Genomic DNA, 16,064 nt, shown 5'->3' with positions numbered 1-16,064 from the left:
TCTAATACATTTTATAGAACTCTTTGATAACTTCCTGAGCTGGTTTATTCTGAGGGGTAAACCTATTATCCTTCAACCCACCTGCCTTGTCGTGATGAATGAACCATTTCCAGACATACCCTCCTGCAAACCATTTTTCGTTCCAAAATTCCTCGAAAATGGCTTTCTTGGCATTTACCTGACCTTCAAAATTTACCTGCTCTTCATTGCGATCTACCAACCATGGTTTCTTCGCAGTATAGTCCATACTACGATAACCGTATTCTGTGAATATAACTGGCTTATTTTTTTCTTTAGAAAGTGAGTTTATTTTCTCTTTATGTCTTTTCCAGCCTTTTTTTAATTGCTCAACAGAAGGTGTACGCTCCTCCGATAAGGGAAAATAAGCATCAATACCTATATAATCCAACTGTTCCCAAAAAGTAGTTCTTGGAAACTCGTCCCAATTGGCTGCATAGGTTATCTGGCCATAATAAACCGTTCTTACTTTTTCGATAAGTTTTGCCCAATAGTCAGGTCGGTTTTTAACGAATTTCTCCAGCTCGGTCCCAACACATAAAAGGTCTGTTTTCGTTTCTTGGGCCAATTGTGCATAGGCCATAATAAAATCTTCATAGGAAGCTTCGAGTTTTAGCCAATCTTTTTCTGACTGCATTTCCAAGGTTCCTGTAAACTCTCCACGCCATATCCAAATTTGAGGCTTCAACATTACCTTCACTCCATTTTTATGCAACATTTCAATATACTGGCGTGCACCACCTTTGGTTTCACCAAACCATTGTCTATCAGTATCAAAAATAATATCAGGAGAATTGATTTCACGAATAAAACCAAATGGCATTACAGCAGCGTGATTGGCATTCACTTTTAAAATTTCATCTATATGATGTTGACCAACTTTATCGCGGGAAGCAACAAAACTGACGCCATTTATTTTTTCAAACTTTTGGCTAGCACAGGAAAACTGTAAAAAACAGAAAAGCAATACACCCAATGTCCTCATTCAACTGATATTAAGTAATTAAATGTACTGTTTTTGTGTGAAAAGCTAGAAAATAGCTCTTAAACCGAGGTTAAAGGTTTGCCCCAATCCCGTATTACTTCCTCTAAGGAAATTGGTATAGAGCAGTTCCAAATTCAATGCACTTGTCAATTGAAATTTTGCTCCACCGCCCATTGCCGTATAATCTTGATCAAAATTATTGCCCAGGTCCAAGCGCTGAGAATGTTGTATCAGCCCTAATACAGTAAACTTGGAACTTGGAAAATAACTTAAGAACAATCCAGGTGCCAATATCAGGCTGTTATTTGCAAAACTCTCCCCTGCCTCACCAAAATGCAGCTCCGAATTCAACTCAGTAAACAATTGCCATTTATCACCAGGAAAAGTATGGTCGTAAAAAAACCGATTCTGCCAAGTATATCCTTTTTGGTCAAGAAATACGCCATTCTCAGTCTCATTATCCACTAGTGGAATAAAAAATGAGCTCTGAATGGAAAAGTTACCCACCTCTGGAATAGGAACAAACTTAACCGATGGTGCTATGGATGTAATTCCCGAACGGGCAGAACCTTCCTCCCCATCAAATTTAAATACATCAAGAGCCTTACGGTCTTTTATCACATTACTTCGCATTTCGACAATAGCTCCGATATTCCATCTTTTACCATCACCTACACCTGTATACACTTCCAATGTCGAAGTAAAAAACGTCGCCCTAGGAATTCTTCCATCTTCAAAAGTACTTCTAGTTTCAGTATACAGATTATTGAACCATTTTAAATCCCATTGCCCTTCACCTATTAATTTTGACGGGGTATACTGCTGAATATTGCTTTTTTGTGGTTGAGCTTGATCATTATCCTGAGCGTATCCAATGAACGCCAAAAGTAGTGCGAGTATGTGTATTGATTTCTTCATAAAAGTTATATTGATTTTATTTCTTATTTGATTTCGTTCAATGCCCAATTATATGGATAGTAAGACACCTTAGATTTTTCAGGTAATTTTTTGGTTCTAAATTGATTAATGTAATCTAATAAACTCTTTCCTTCTTTAGTAAAATCACCTTTATACCATTCGAAAATCTGTGAGATCTTCACTTTGTTTTTGTTTATCCGAATGAAATTTGGATCATTTAAGGCGTATTTCGTCTGTTCTTCCAATTGGGAATTCAAAGTATTTGGCAGGTAAGCCTTATTTATAATAGGTGGGCAACCCAAGCCAGCGCATACCAGTACAAAATGAAACCTAGGCTCATTAGGGAAAACAGCCCTTAACATTTTATGTTCAATATCATTAAGGGTGATTTGCTCCCCTCCTATATCATGTGACGTCACATCAAAGAAACCCGCTTTGTCCAGAGGTGATTTCACCGGGTAATTATCTATTATACTTTTAATTACTAAGAGGTTGTATCCATTAATCCAAAATGTCTGGTATTCATCTGCATCTTCCTTCGAAACCCTAATCTCCTTGGCCAACAACAAAATTGCATTCAACTCCGAAGGGTTATCCAATATTGATTTATAGTTTACCCTTCCATTTTCAACATTGGTTTTGAAAAAGCTATTCGAGTCCGAAAAAAAAGATTCTTTATCTTGACCAAAGGCAGTGGCCACAGCGAGTAAAAACGTAATTCGAACCAAAATTTTCCTATACATATATATCCAATTATAAATGATTTGCCAAACCTAGGTCGAGTTACCCTAGAATAGCTTACAATTCCTTCACAGTCCAAATTACTACAAAAGATATCACATATTTATAACGGATTAAATTTTATCTAAATGTTAAGTTCCTATATTTAGTAACGACATAAGTCAAGACAATCAACTAAAATCCTATGGAGCACATCGTTATCATTGGCAATGGAATTGCTGGAGTAACCGCAGCAAGGCATATTCGCAAACTCTCAGATAAACGCATTACCATTATTTCTGCCGAGACGGAATACTTTTTTTCTCGCACAGCATTGATGTACGTTTATATGGGACATATGAAGTTCGAACACACTCAGCCTTATGAAAATTGGTTTTGGAAAAAAAATAGGTTTGAGCTCGTAAAGGGGTATGTGGAAAATGTAAATCATCAAGAAAAAATTCTAACGTTGAGAGCGGGACAGCGCATTTCTTATGATAAATTGATTATTGCCACGGGCTCTAAACCCAACAAATTTGGCTGGCCTGGCCAAAATCTAGATGGCGTTCAGGGATTGTACTCCAAACAAGATTTAGAAGGAGTAGAAAAATACGCTCCAAACAACAAAATTTGCAAAAGAGCCGTAATCGTTGGTGGCGGATTAATTGGAATTGAGTTGGCCGAAATACTTCGTAGCCGTGATATTCCTGTTACTTTCCTGGTTAGGGAAAACAGTTTTTGGAATGGTGTCTTACCTGCCGGTGAATCGGAAATGATCAATGAACATATTAGGGAGCATCACATTGATTTGCATTTGGCAACGAATTTGACAGAAATATTATCAGATGAGAATGGTAAAGCAAAAGCGGTTACTACAGAAAAAGGTGATACAATTGAATGTGATTTTGTTGGACTAACCGCTGGTGTTTCGCCCAATATTGATTTTCTAAAAGAAAGCGGAATCACCTTAGGACGAGGAGTAAAAGTAAATCGTCATCTAGAAACGAATATCCCAGACATTTATGCCATAGGTGACTGTGCTGAACAACATGACGCCATTGGTAATCGAAGACCCATAGAAGCCGTTTGGTATACAGGTAGAATGATGGGCGAAACTGTGGCCCAGACAATCTGCAACAATAAAACAGAATATAAACCAGGGCATTGGTTTAATTCTGCCAAGTTTTTGGATATTGAATACCAAACCTATGGATGGGTATTTAGTGAGCGGGGCATGAAAGAATATGAAACCCATTTTCATTGGCGTCATTCAAAAGAAAAAATATGCGTTACAGTTTCCTATCATAAAGACACAAAAGCTTTTTTGGGAATCAATACGTTTGGCATTCGCATGCGTCATGAGATTTTTGACCGTTGGCTTACCGAAAACAGAACCGTTGAATACGTGATGGAACATTTAAAGGATGCGAATTTCGATCCCGAGCTTTATGCTCAATACGAGAAGGATATAGTAAACAGATTCAACACTGAAACGGGCACCAATATCACGCCGAAAAAGAAAAGTTGGAAACGAATATTCAGTAACGCTTACCCTATACTAGAATGAAAACAATTCAAAACATTGGCATAGCCATATTTTTAGTCGGTTTGGGCATTTTCACTGCACTACCTTTTTTAGGAAATTTTAAACTAGATCAAGGCACTTTTGATGAAATGATATCCAATCAAGGAATCAAAAGTGAAATTTTCATTGAGGATTTGCAAAGTAAATTTGTAGATGAAGATTTTACAGGGTTTCAGTCCTTGGCTCCATTAGTAAAGAAATCTAAAGAAAAAGCAAACGCGGTACATACCAAAAACAAAGAATGGGGTAAAAAAGTATATACTAGTAGTTCCGACTTGGCAACCTCAATTCGAAAGAAATCAGGGTATGGATTTATCCCCGAGAACAAAGGTTTGATGTGGTTTTTGACTTTTGGATTAGGCATTTTTGGAGCACTCATGTTCATACTTCCTCAGGTGATAACACTTGGTGAAAAAGGAATTAAAAACGACCATATTTATCACCAGAGCTCTACCAATAGAGGTTGGATCGCATGGTTGGTTTTTATATTTCTTGTCAGTTTTTATTTGATTCTATATTTCAAATCTGAGTTTGCAGTTAATTGGACTTATTTGGTAGACCCAATAAGTGAAAGCTTAAGTGGAAATTCTGCCGGCCATTGGTTCGTATACGGATTTATGTATTGTGTGGTAATGACAGTAATGGCCATTCGCATGTATATCAAATACCGTCATAATATGTACCAAATGGTACGGACCACTTCGGTTTTGTTCTTTCAGATTGTATTCGCATTTCTTATTCCTGAGATTATGGTTCGCTTGCAACTTTCATATTCGAAAGGGTATGATTTTAAAAATGCGTTCCCACTGGATTATGATTTCTTTTTCAATTGGAATTTAAAAGAACTTATGGCTAGTGGTGGTTTAGGTATATTTATTCTTGTTTGGGGAATTTTATTAACAGTGGTCATTGTGCCCGTAATGGTATATTTCTTTGGAAAAAGATGGTACTGTTCTTGGGTATGCGGATGCGGGGGATTGGCCGAAACTTTGGGCGACCCATATCGTCAGCATTCCAGTAAATCATTGTTTTCATGGAAAGTAGAAAGATGGTTGATTCATGGGGTTCTCGTGTTTGCCTTAGTAATGACAGGTTTTACGCTATATGGATTCTTTGCAGAAACAGGCACAGTACTTGGCATAAAAGTCCAAAGTATTATGGACACCTATAGTTTCTTAATTGGGGCCATTTTTGCAGGTGTTATTGGAACAGGTTTCTACCCAATTTTCGGAAATCGTGTGTGGTGTCGTTTTGGTTGCCCTCTTGCTGCTTATTTAGGATTCGTTCAACGTTTTAAATCAAGATTTAGAATCACTACAAATGGCGGTCAATGTATTTCTTGTGGAAATTGCTCAACTTATTGTGAACAAGGTATCGATGTTCGTGCGTATGCCCAAAAAGGAGAGAATATTGTACGTTCTAGTTGTGTGGGTTGCGGTGTTTGTTCAGCGGTTTGTCCAAGGGGAGTTCTAAAATTGGAAAATGGCCCGGAAAAGGGAAGGATAAACCCGACTCAAGTGTTATTAGGTAATGATGTTGACCTTATGGAATTGGTGAACAAAAAATAGAAAATGTCGATTAAATCCCTTCCAATTTTAATTTTGCTCTTTTGGGGTATTGGCTCGAACAATGAAGCTAAATATCATAAAGAATACTACGAATCTGGCAGAACAAAGTCTGAGGGTTGGCTAGAAAATGGAATAAAAAATGGTTATTGGAAGTTCTATCATAAAAACGGAAAAATTGCTGAACAGGGCCATTTCAAAAAAGATGTAAGAGAAAGGTATTGGCATTTTTACAATCCTAATAAAATGCGAATAAAAGAAGGTGGTTATTCCAATGGGGAAATGGCCAATTGGTGGATATTCTATGATACTCAAGGAAGAGTCAATCATAAGTGTCAACTATACAACGGAAAGAAAAATGGGTACTGTTTAAAATATAAAAATGAAAAGTTGATCTCGGCAGAAAAGTATGAAAATGGCACAAAAGTCAAAGAATGGTTTAGCTTTGTCGGTTTTCGACGGGAAAATAAACTATCCGATTTAAAATAATGGCGCAAATCAAAGTTATCATTCCGGCCTTTAACGAAGCTGATTCAATTGCGCATGTGGTGAATGAAATTCCTACATTTGTCAATGAAATCATTGTTGTAAACAACAATTCCACTGATGCCACTGTTGAAAATGCGAAAAGAGCCGGAGCCACAGTTTTAACTGAAAACAAAAAAGGATACGGATATGCATGTCTCTGTGGCATGAACTACATTGCCCAGCAATCTGAACAACCCGATATTATCGTATTTATTGATGGTGATTATTCAGATTATCCTGAAGATTTGACCAAAGTCATTCAACCTATCCTTGATGATAACATCGACCTTGTTATTGGAGCAAGGATAAAGGAACTCAGAGAAGAAGGAAGCATGACACCTCAGCAGATTTTCGGCAATTGGCTGTCCACATTTCTTATGAAATTACTCTTTAAGGCAACATTTACCGACTTAGGCCCGTTTAGGGCTATAAAGTATGACAAGTTATTAACACTTGAAATGGAAGATAAGACTTATGGCTGGACAGTGGAAATGCAGCTTAAGGCGTTGAAAAATAAACTGACATATACCGAAGTACCAGTACGTTACAAAAAAAGAATTGGATTTTCAAAAGTGTCAGGTACAGTAAAAGGTAGTATATTTGCGGGCATTAAAATCCTAGGTTGGATTTTCAAATACAGTTTTAAATAATTATGGGTCTTATAATCTCTTATATAATCATTGCCATTTATAGCATTGCACTGCTGTTGATTTTCTTCTACAGCCTTGCGCAATTGAACCTATTGGTGAATTATTTGGGCAATAAAAGACAAAATCAAAGCGCCCCAAAATTTAATTTATTAGACCCAAAGGAAATCCCTTTTGTGACCATTCAACTTCCCGTGTACAACGAGGAATATGTAATGGAGCGTTTATTGGAAAATATCGCTAAAATTGAATACCCAAAAAGTAAATTGGAAATCCAGGTATTGGATGATTCTACAGACGATACTGTTCATGATACTGCAAAAAGAGTAAAGGCCCTACAAGAAACAGGTCTTGATATTCAACATATTAGAAGAGAAAATCGTCAAGGATTTAAGGCCGGAGCGCTAAAAGAAGGATTATTGACTGCCAAAGGTGATTTCATTGCCATTTTTGATGCTGATTTTTTACCCGATTCGGATTGGTTGAAAAAGACCGTCATATATTTTAAAGATGAGGAAATTGGTGTGGTTCAAACTCGTTGGGGCCATATTAATAGAGATTATTCCACATTAACCAAAATACAGGCATTTGCACTTGATGCTCACTTTACTTTGGAACAGGTTGGACGAAATGCCAAAGGCCACTTCATCAACTTTAATGGTACTGCCGGCATCTGGCGTAAAGATTGTATCCTCGATGCAGGTAACTGGGAAGGAGATACTTTGACCGAAGATTTGGATTTAAGTTATAGAGCACAATTGAAAAACTGGAAATTCAAATATTTGGAAGATGTTGAAACACCGGCGGAATTACCTGTTGTAATCAGTGCTGCTCGTTCACAACAATTTCGATGGAATAAAGGTGGTGCCGAGAACTTTAGAAAATCTGTTTGGAGCGTAGTCAGTGCAAAAAACATTTCTTTTAAAACAAAATTTCATGGTGTAATGCATTTGTTGAACAGCTCAATGTTCCTTTGTGTTTTCCTGGTCTCTTTACTGAGTATTCCGGCGATGTACATTAAGGCAATCTATCCGCAATTAGACTGGGTGTTCCATGTGCTGAGCTTCTTTGTTTTAAGTACAATAATTCTATTTGTGTGCTACTGGTTCACTTACAAAAGTATTCAGGGCAGCAGCTTTGACAATTTTGTAGATTATATAAAACTCTTCTTTACTTTCTTCTCTGTCGCCTTAGGATTCTCTTTACACAATTCAATCGCTGTATTGGAAGGGCATATGGGCAAGAGAAGTGAATTCGTAAGAACTCCAAAATTCAACCTCAACAATATCACAGATAGCTGGAAAGGCAATAAATACCTTTCGAAAAAATTATCTCGTAACATGATATTGGAATTCGCTCTTATGGGCTACTTTCTTTTCGGAATGTATAGTGCAGTTCCGTTAAACGATTTTGGTTTATTCCCATTCCACTTCATGTTGTTCGCTGGTTTTGGCTTTGTTTTTTACAAATCGCTTACTGCAAGAGCGTAAACCTTTTTATTGTTAGAGACTCGGTTTAAATAAAATAGCTTTTTTATTTCGCTTTTTTTCGGTTATTTGTAGTACTCCTAACAGCCGAGACCAATGCCCAATCAAATCATAACTTATTGGAAACTACACAAGGTTTCAATATTATTGGTGATTATAAGTCTTGGGTTCTACTACACATTTGCCTATTATCTTGAACGAACCGATTTTATAAGGCTAATCTCACTTTTCGGAGCATTGTTTTTTTTGTGCTACAAACTCATTCAATTTGAAAAATGGAACTTCAAATTCCTTTTGTTTGTAGGTATACTTTTTAGATTAGTTTTCTTAATTCATGAACCACATTTGTCGCAAGACTTTTATCGGTTTATTTGGGACGGCGAATTAGTCAGTAATTTTATCAACCCTTATCTCTTTACGCCCAATGGATTTCTCAAAGATGGAGTGCCCAGTATTCCTTTACTAAATGAAACCTTTGCAGGAATGGGTGATTTAAGTGCAAGGAATTATAGCAATTACCCCCCTTTGAATCAGGTCATATTTGCATTAAGCACCACTTTTGGTTATAACACCATCCTAGGCTCAGTAGTATCAATGCGCCTTTTTATAATTCTTGCTGATATTGGTATATTCTATTTCGGAAGAAAACTATTAAAAAATCTTAACCTCTCCCCACATCTTATATTTTGGTATTTTCTTAACCCGCTTGTAATTTTAGAACTAACAGGAAACCTGCACTTTGAAGGTGTTATGCTTTCATTTTTTACCATTTCATTGTATTTCCTATCCATTCAAAAGTGGAAATTAGCCGCTGTTCTTATGGCATGTTCAATCTCGATTAAATTAGTTCCTTTGATGTTTCTACCTTTATTTTATAAACATCTAGGGCTTAAAAAAAGTTTACTCTTTTATTCAATAGTTACAACCGTTTCAGTACTGCTATTTGCTCCCTTTTTCTCTTCCGAATTTATTTCGAATTACACTGGTACGATTGCTCTCTGGTTCTCAAACTTTGAGTTTAACGCGGGCATATACAATGCCATTAAATTCATAGCTATAAAGCTTGAGGCAAAACCATGGGAGTTGATAAAAACCTATGGGAAAATCACACCATTCATAATAATCTCCCTTGTTGTTTTATTCACTTTTCTTCGGAAAAATCAAAAATTACCAGTTTTGATAACCTCAATGCTTTGGGTCCTAACAGCATACTTTTTACTTGCCGCCACAGTTCATCCTTGGTACATTGTATTTCTGGTATTGCTAACCATATTCACGGAATACAGGTATTCTTTAGCTTGGTCGTTAGTAGTGGTTTTGAGCTATTATGCATATTCCCAAGATAGTTTCGTTGAACATCTTGGCATCCTATCTATTGAGTATTTAGTTGTATTCGGATTTATATTTTTCGAAATATTCAGGTTAAAGAGTATAAAACAGCTATTTCGCAAAAATTAAGACCCAAACTTTGCTATTTCATTTTAATTTGTACATTTGATTCATAATGAAAAACGAACTATATATATCTACAACTAATTGGGCAGTAGCTCCCAATCGTTCGTTTGCACCCACACGTCGCCGCCCGTAAGGGTGTCATATAGTATGGAAATAGGTGAGTCCATTTCCGCAAAAACAATCAAGTCTTTTCTTATAATTTTATAAATCGAAGTAACAATGGAAATTGTTATTGCCAACGAATCCCATTTTAAATACGCAGATATCATCTGTGATACCATTGCCGAATCTGCTAAGGTTCGAGGAACAGGTATTGCCAAAAGAACACCTGATTATATCCTTAACAAACTTGAAAAAGGTAATGCGGTCATCGCTTTGGATGAGGGTAATTTTGTAGGGTTCTGCTATATTGAAATTTGGGGACATAATAACTACGTTGCCAACTCAGGTCTTATAGTACATCCCAATTATAGACATAAAGGAATGGCGAAGAAAATCAAAAAAGCCATTTTTGACCTTTCCATTAAAAAATTTCCTGAAGCCAAAATATTTGGAATTACCACAGGATTGGCTGTAATGAAAATCAATTATGAATTAGGGTATCAGCCAGTAACGTTTTCAGAATTAACTGATGACCCTCAATTTTGGAAAGGTTGCCAAACTTGTAAGAACTTTGATATTCTTACCCGAACCGAGCAAAAAATGTGTCTTTGTACAGGCATGTTGTATGACCCGAAGAAAAAGGAAAAAGACACAGAAAAAGAAAAAATAAATAGTAAATCGTATAAACGATTAAAAAGCATCAAGGAACAATTATTTCTAAAAAGAAAGAAAAAATGAATAAAGTAGTCTTGGCATATAGTGGAGGTTTGGATACTTCGTACTGTGCAAAATATTTATCTAAAGAAAAGGGATATGAAGTACATGCAGTTAGTGTGAACACTGGTGGGTTCTCAAAAGAAGAAATATCCGAAATTAATTCTAAAGCCATAGAATTGGGAGCAACCACCTATACCTCAATTGATGCTGTTCAAATCTTTTATGACAAAGTCGTGAAATACTTGATTTTTGGTAATGTGTTAAAAAACAACACCTACCCACTATCGGTAAGTGCTGAAAGAATTGTGCAGGCAATTGAAATCGTGAATCATGCAAAAAAAATGGGTGCAGATTATATCGCTCACGGTAGTACGGGAGCAGGAAACGACCAAGTACGTTTTGATATGATTTTTCAAATAATCGCTCCAGAAATTGAAATCATCACCCCTATCAGGGACAACAAACTTTCTAGGGAATATGAGATAGAATATCTTCAAAAAAATGGAGTGGACTATCCTTGGGAAAAAGCAAAATACTCTATTAACAAAGGGCTATGGGGAACATCTGTTGGCGGTGATGAAACCTTGACCTCGAACCTTCCATTGCCTGATAGCGCCTACCCAAGTCAATTACAAGAGAAAGAACCTTCAGAAGTAAAACTAACTTTTGAAAAGGGAGAACTGATTGCTATAAACGGAAAAAAAGATAACCCTGTGGCAAATATCGAAAAGCTTGAAATAATGGCCTCTAAATACGCCATTGGCAGAGACATTCATGTGGGCGATACTATTATTGGAATAAAAGGAAGAGTTGGCTTTGAAGCTGCTGCCGCCTTGATTATAATTAAAGCACACCATTTATTGGAAAAACACACACTAAGTAAATGGCAGCAATACCAGAAAGAACAACAAGGTAATTTCTACGGAATGTTATTGCATGAAGGAAACTATTTAGACGAAGTAATGCGAAATATTGAAGCTTTCTTAACCGATACCCAAAAGAACGTATCTGGAGATGTATTTGTTAGTTTATATCCGTTTCAATTTAGATTGAATGGGATTTCATCTAAACACGATTTGATGAATGCCTCCTTCGGAAGTTATGGTGAAATGCATAAAGGTTGGACTGCTGCCGATGCAAAAGGGTTTATCAAAATTCTTTCGAATTCCAGTAAAATAGCAAACCATGTAAATCAAAGTCATGATTAAAGTAGGAATCATTGGAGGCTCTGGATATACCGGTGGAGAGCTCATCAGAATACTATTGAACCATCCGAATGCTGAGATTGATTTTGTATTCAGTACCACAAGAGCCGGCAAACAAGTTTCGTCTGCGCATGCAGATTTAACCGGGTTGACCAATCTGGAGTTTACCGAAAATGTTAATCTCACGGTTGATTTGGTTTTCTTGTGCTTAGGGCACGGTAATTCTACCAATTTCTTGAATGATCACTCGTTTTCAAATAACACGAAGATCATTGATTTAAGCAATGATTTTAGGCTTAATGACGATGCAGTTTTTCAGGGGAAAGAATTCATATACGGTTTGCCAGAGCTTTTTAAATCCAAAATTCAAAAGGCTCAATATATAGCAAATCCTGGTTGTTTTGCTTCAGCAATTCAATTAGCACTTTTACCCATGGCAAAGGCCGGACTACTTAATGAAGATATCCACGTAAATGCGGTTACTGGAAGCACAGGTGCTGGTGTTAGCCCATCCGGAACCACACATTTTAGTTGGAGAAACAATAATGTTTCTTGGTACAAACCCTTTACCCATCAACATTTAGGAGAAATCAATGAAAGTCTGACTTCGCTACAAGAAAATCCAGGAAAAATAATGTTCTTACCCATTCGTGGTAATTTTTCTAGAGGAATTTTGGCAACTGCCTACACCACGTTTAAAGGGAGTTTGGAAGATGCCTTTTCGTTATTCCAAGATTTTTACAAAGAAGCCAAATTTACCCACGTTACGAAAGAGCCCATTCACTTGAAACAAGTAGTGAATACGAATCAGTGTCACATTCACTTGCATGAACATGAAAATACGCTATTAGTTACATCTGCCGTAGACAACCTATTAAAAGGTGCTTCGGGGCAGGCGATTCAAAACATGAATTTAATGCTCGGGTTTGAAGAAACAGCTGGACTGAATCTGAAAGCAGGAGTGTTTTAAGAGACGAATTTAGAAGTACAAGAAGTAACAAAAAAATAAGCACATGAAAATAGCAATTATAGGAGCAGGAAATTTAGGGTTGTCAATCGCCAAGGGAATTTTATCTTCTGACGGAGCGACCAGCATGTATCTGACAAAAAGGAATACTGGAGAAATTACCGCTTTTTCGAAATATGAGAATGTAACTATAACTTCAGACAATCGGGAGGCCATTAAAAATTCAGACATTCTCATTTTTGCCATTCAACCGAGTCAATTTGGAGCTATTCTTGAAAATTGCAAAGATCTCCTGACTGAGAACCATGTGGTGATTTCAACCATAACTGGTTTTAGTATTTCAATGATCGAAAATATCATTGGAGAGGACCATGACATTATTCGCAGTATGCCCAATACGGCTATTTCAGTTGGCAAATCAATGACCTGTATCTGCAGCAACAATAAAGGAAAATCGAGGATCGATTTGGCCAAGGCTATATTCAATAGAATGGGGCATAGTCTTGAGATTCCTGAGAATCAGATGCAAGCAGCAACCGTAATATGTGCCAGTGGTATCGCATTTTGGATGCGTCTAATCCGGGCTACCACGCAGGGTGCAATTCAGTTAGGGTTTGATGCCAAAGAAGCGCAGGAACTCGCTATGCACACCTGTAATGGTGCTGCAGGTCTTTTAATAGAATCGGGAAGACACCCTGAGGAGGAAATTGACAAGGTGACTACCCCTAAAGGCTGTACTATTCAAGGATTGAATGAAATGGAACACCAAGGGTTAAGTTCTTCGTTGATTCAAGGAATTGTCGCCTCCTATGAAAAAATAAATAAAATAAAAGAGGGCCAATTATGAAGTTGTTTGATGTATATCCCCTCTACAATGTAACGCCAGTTTCTGCCAAGGGAATGGTGGTTGTAGATGACCAGGGGCAAGAATATTTGGATTTTTATGGAGGACATGCCGTAATTTCCATTGGTCATGGACATCCACATTATATAGAAAAGCTAAAGAGCCAATTAGACAAAATTGGTTTTTACAGCAATGCCGTTCAAAATCCATTACAAGTTGAACTTGCCACCAAATTAGGAAAATTATCACATTGTGAGGATTACAACTTGTTCTTATGTAACTCAGGTGCTGAAGCCAATGAAAATGCATTGAAAATGGCCTCTTTTCAAACTGGAAAATCCAGGGTCATTTCCTTTAAAAATGGTTTCCACGGAAGAACTTCTGCAGCAGTGGCCGCAACGGATAATGAAAAAATAAATGCACCACTGAACCAACAGCAAAATGTCACCATCTTACCGTTTAATGATTTTACCGCATTTACCCAAGAAATAACAAAAGGAGATGTTTGTGCTGTTATTCTTGAAGCTATTCAAGGTGTCGGAGGTCTTGATGAACCCACTACTGAATTTTTTCAGCTAGTCGCCAGTTTATGTAAAGATAACGGGGTTCTACTGATTGCTGATGAAGTACAATGTGGCTTTGGGCGAAGTGGAAAATTCTTTGGTTTTCAGCATCATAATATAGATCCCGATATCATATCCATAGCAAAAGGTATGGGCAACGGTTTTCCTGTTGGAGGTATTCTTATTCATGAAAGCATTATAGCCTCATATGGACAACTAGGAACAACCTTTGGAGGAAATCATTTAGCTTGTGCCGCAACCATGGCCGTTCTTGAGGTTTTAGAAAATGAAAACCTTATTGAAAATGCTACAGAAGCTGGAGCATATTTTAAAGAAAAGGCCAAAGAGGTACAAGAAATCAAAAATGTGAAAGGAAGAGGTTTGATGCTAGGAATTGAATTTGATTTCGAAGTTGGAGAATTACGCAAAAAAATGATTTACGACCAACATATGTTTACTGGTGGTGCAACGAATAAAAACCTACTCCGTTTTTTACCAGCATTGAATTGTACCAAAGAACATATCGATTTGTTTTTTAAAGCCCTTAAAGCAGAATTATAGTGAGCATTCTATTGAACATAAAAGACCGAAACGCTGTTTTGCTTAAAATGGCCGATTTAATTGTACAGCACAAAACAGTACTCTTGGAAGCCAATAGCAAAGATATAACTGGATATTCTGGTGATGATTTAGCCATGCGGGACCGATTAAAAGTTGACCAATCCAAGATTGACGGAATGGTCTTATCTCTTCAGCAATTGGCAAATGCAGAAGACCCTTTGGGTGTTGAACGATTCGCTTTTACACATGAGAACGGTATAAATGTGAGCAATAAAACAGCACCATTTGGTACAATTCTGATCATATATGAATCCAGACCAGATGTGACCATTGAGGCCGCAGGAATCGCTTTTAAATCAGGCAACAAAATATTACTGAAAGGTGGAAAGGAATCATTGAACAGTAATCTGGCTTTGGTTGATCTATGGCATAAAGCCTTAGCATCCCAAAATTGCAGTACGGACTGGGTCACTTATTTGCAGTTTGATAGAGAAAAGACACAGCAGTTCTTGGAAAATCCAACCCAAAAAGTGGATTTGATTGTTCCCAGAGGAGGTGAAAGATTAATTGCTTTTGTTAAGCAACATGCAACATGTCCTGTGATTATCAGTGGAAGAGGCAATAATTTTGTCTATGTTGATTCTGAGGCTGATCTTCAGATGGCAATAGACATTATTGTGAATGCAAAAACCACTAAGATTTCGGCTTGTAACGCTTTGGACAAAGTACTGATTGCTTCAGATATTCCAAGAAAACCAGAATTCATCCAACAATTGGTTTTGGAGTTAAAAAAGCGTGATGTTGAGATACTAACTGATGAAGCATTTTCAACGCTTGATGGAACATCGCCTATTGAAGATGAAAGTTCTTGGTATGAAGAGTTTTTGGATTATAAAATAGTTCTTGGTCAGACTGTTTCTTTAGAAGATGCGATTGTAAAAATCAACAAATATGGTGGTGGGCATTCAGCAGCTATTATCACTTCCAACGAAGATAAAGCTAATACCTTTATGCAATCTGTTGATGCAGCCGCGGTTTATCACAACGCCTCAACACGGTTCACAGATGGCGGGCAGTTTGGACTTGGCGGAGAATTGGCTATCAGCACAGATAAACTACACCAAAGAGGGCCAATAGGGTTACAACATTTGGTAACTAATAAATGGTACATTTTAGGAAAAGGACAAACTAGATAGC

15 protein-coding genes are annotated in these 16,064 nt (G+C 37.1%); 12 read left to right on the top strand and 3 right to left on the bottom strand.

Going from position 1 to position 16,064, the window contains the following annotated elements:
- Nucleotide 1: 1 nt before the first annotated feature.
- The 3 genes from FB2170_RS09450 to FB2170_RS09440 are packed head-to-tail and all read right to left on the bottom strand — an operon-like array spanning nt 2 to nt 2,664.
- The gene (locus FB2170_RS09450) at nt 2–1,003 is read right to left on the bottom strand and encodes a glycoside hydrolase family 113 (RefSeq protein ID WP_013306327.1); all 1,002 of its coding nucleotides are present in this window, start codon (nt 1,001–1,003) and stop codon (nt 2–4) included.
- 45 nt (nt 1,004–1,048) lie between these two features.
- The gene (locus tag FB2170_RS09445) at nt 1,049–1,921 is read right to left on the bottom strand and encodes a hypothetical protein (protein ID WP_041633148.1); all 873 of its coding nucleotides are present in this window, start codon (nt 1,919–1,921) and stop codon (nt 1,049–1,051) included.
- Between the two features lie 23 nt (nt 1,922–1,944).
- Complete coding sequence (locus tag FB2170_RS09440; protein WP_013306325.1) at nt 1,945–2,664, bottom strand: DUF547 domain-containing protein; 720 nt, start codon at nt 2,662–2,664, stop codon at nt 1,945–1,947.
- Nucleotides 2,665–2,846: 182 nt separating this feature from the next.
- Between FB2170_RS09440 and FB2170_RS09435 the strand changes: the two genes are divergently transcribed.
- From FB2170_RS09435 to FB2170_RS09380, 12 genes are all read left to right on the top strand, one after another.
- Nucleotides 2,847–4,208 (top strand): NAD(P)/FAD-dependent oxidoreductase, encoded by a 1,362-nt coding sequence (locus FB2170_RS09435; RefSeq protein WP_013306324.1) that lies wholly within the window; start codon nt 2,847–2,849, stop codon nt 4,206–4,208.
- On the top strand, nt 4,205–5,794 hold the full coding sequence (locus tag FB2170_RS09430; protein WP_013306323.1) for a 4Fe-4S binding protein: 1,590 nt from the start codon (nt 4,205–4,207) through the stop codon (nt 5,792–5,794). Before FB2170_RS09435 ends, FB2170_RS09430 begins: the two co-directional genes overlap by 4 nt.
- A 3-nt stretch (nt 5,795–5,797) precedes the next feature.
- Nucleotides 5,798–6,280: a toxin-antitoxin system YwqK family antitoxin gene (locus FB2170_RS09425; RefSeq protein WP_013306322.1), complete on the top strand. Its 483-nt coding sequence runs from the start codon at nt 5,798–5,800 to the stop codon at nt 6,278–6,280.
- On the top strand, nt 6,280–6,969 hold the full coding sequence (locus FB2170_RS09420; RefSeq protein WP_013306321.1) for a glycosyltransferase family 2 protein: 690 nt from the start codon (nt 6,280–6,282) through the stop codon (nt 6,967–6,969). The genes FB2170_RS09425 and FB2170_RS09420 overlap by 1 nt, the downstream gene beginning before the upstream one ends.
- A 2-nt stretch (nt 6,970–6,971) precedes the next feature.
- Nucleotides 6,972–8,456, top strand: coding sequence for a cellulose synthase family protein (locus FB2170_RS09415; protein WP_013306320.1), 1,485 nt, complete (start codon nt 6,972–6,974; stop codon nt 8,454–8,456).
- Between the two features lie 93 nt (nt 8,457–8,549).
- Nucleotides 8,550–9,911 carry a mannosyltransferase gene (locus FB2170_RS09410; RefSeq protein WP_013306319.1) on the top strand — a complete coding sequence of 454 codons (1,362 nt, stop codon included), beginning with the start codon at nt 8,550–8,552 and terminating at the stop codon, nt 9,909–9,911.
- Nucleotides 9,912–10,127: 216 nt separating this feature from the next.
- Nucleotides 10,128–10,748, top strand: a complete 621-nt coding sequence (locus tag FB2170_RS09405; protein WP_013306317.1) for a GNAT family N-acetyltransferase — start codon at nt 10,128–10,130, stop codon at nt 10,746–10,748.
- Complete coding sequence (gene argG, locus FB2170_RS09400; RefSeq protein WP_013306316.1) at nt 10,745–11,935, top strand: argininosuccinate synthase; 1,191 nt, start codon at nt 10,745–10,747, stop codon at nt 11,933–11,935. The genes FB2170_RS09405 and argG overlap by 4 nt, the downstream gene beginning before the upstream one ends.
- The gene (gene argC / locus FB2170_RS09395; RefSeq protein ID WP_013306315.1) at nt 11,928–12,902 is read left to right on the top strand and encodes an N-acetyl-gamma-glutamyl-phosphate reductase; all 975 of its coding nucleotides are present in this window, start codon (nt 11,928–11,930) and stop codon (nt 12,900–12,902) included. Before argG ends, argC begins: the two co-directional genes overlap by 8 nt.
- A gap of 43 nt (nt 12,903–12,945) precedes the next feature.
- Nucleotides 12,946–13,746, top strand: coding sequence for a pyrroline-5-carboxylate reductase (proC, locus tag FB2170_RS09390; protein ID WP_013306314.1), 801 nt, complete (start codon nt 12,946–12,948; stop codon nt 13,744–13,746).
- Nucleotides 13,743–14,867: an aspartate aminotransferase family protein gene (locus tag FB2170_RS09385; RefSeq protein WP_013306313.1), complete on the top strand. Its 1,125-nt coding sequence runs from the start codon at nt 13,743–13,745 to the stop codon at nt 14,865–14,867. The genes proC and FB2170_RS09385 overlap by 4 nt, the downstream gene beginning before the upstream one ends.
- Nucleotides 14,867–16,063 (top strand): glutamate-5-semialdehyde dehydrogenase, encoded by a 1,197-nt coding sequence (locus FB2170_RS09380; RefSeq protein ID WP_041632777.1) that lies wholly within the window; start codon nt 14,867–14,869, stop codon nt 16,061–16,063. Before FB2170_RS09385 ends, FB2170_RS09380 begins: the two co-directional genes overlap by 1 nt.
- The last annotated feature ends 1 nt before the right edge of the window (nt 16,064 follow it).

Origin of the sequence: Maribacter sp. HTCC2170 (assembly GCF_000153165.2) — a bacterium.
In the GTDB taxonomy this organism is placed as follows: domain Bacteria; phylum Bacteroidota; class Bacteroidia; order Flavobacteriales; family Flavobacteriaceae; genus Maribacter_A.
Note: the sequence above shows the minus strand (reverse complement) of the source record. Positions and strands in the feature narration are given on the sequence as shown.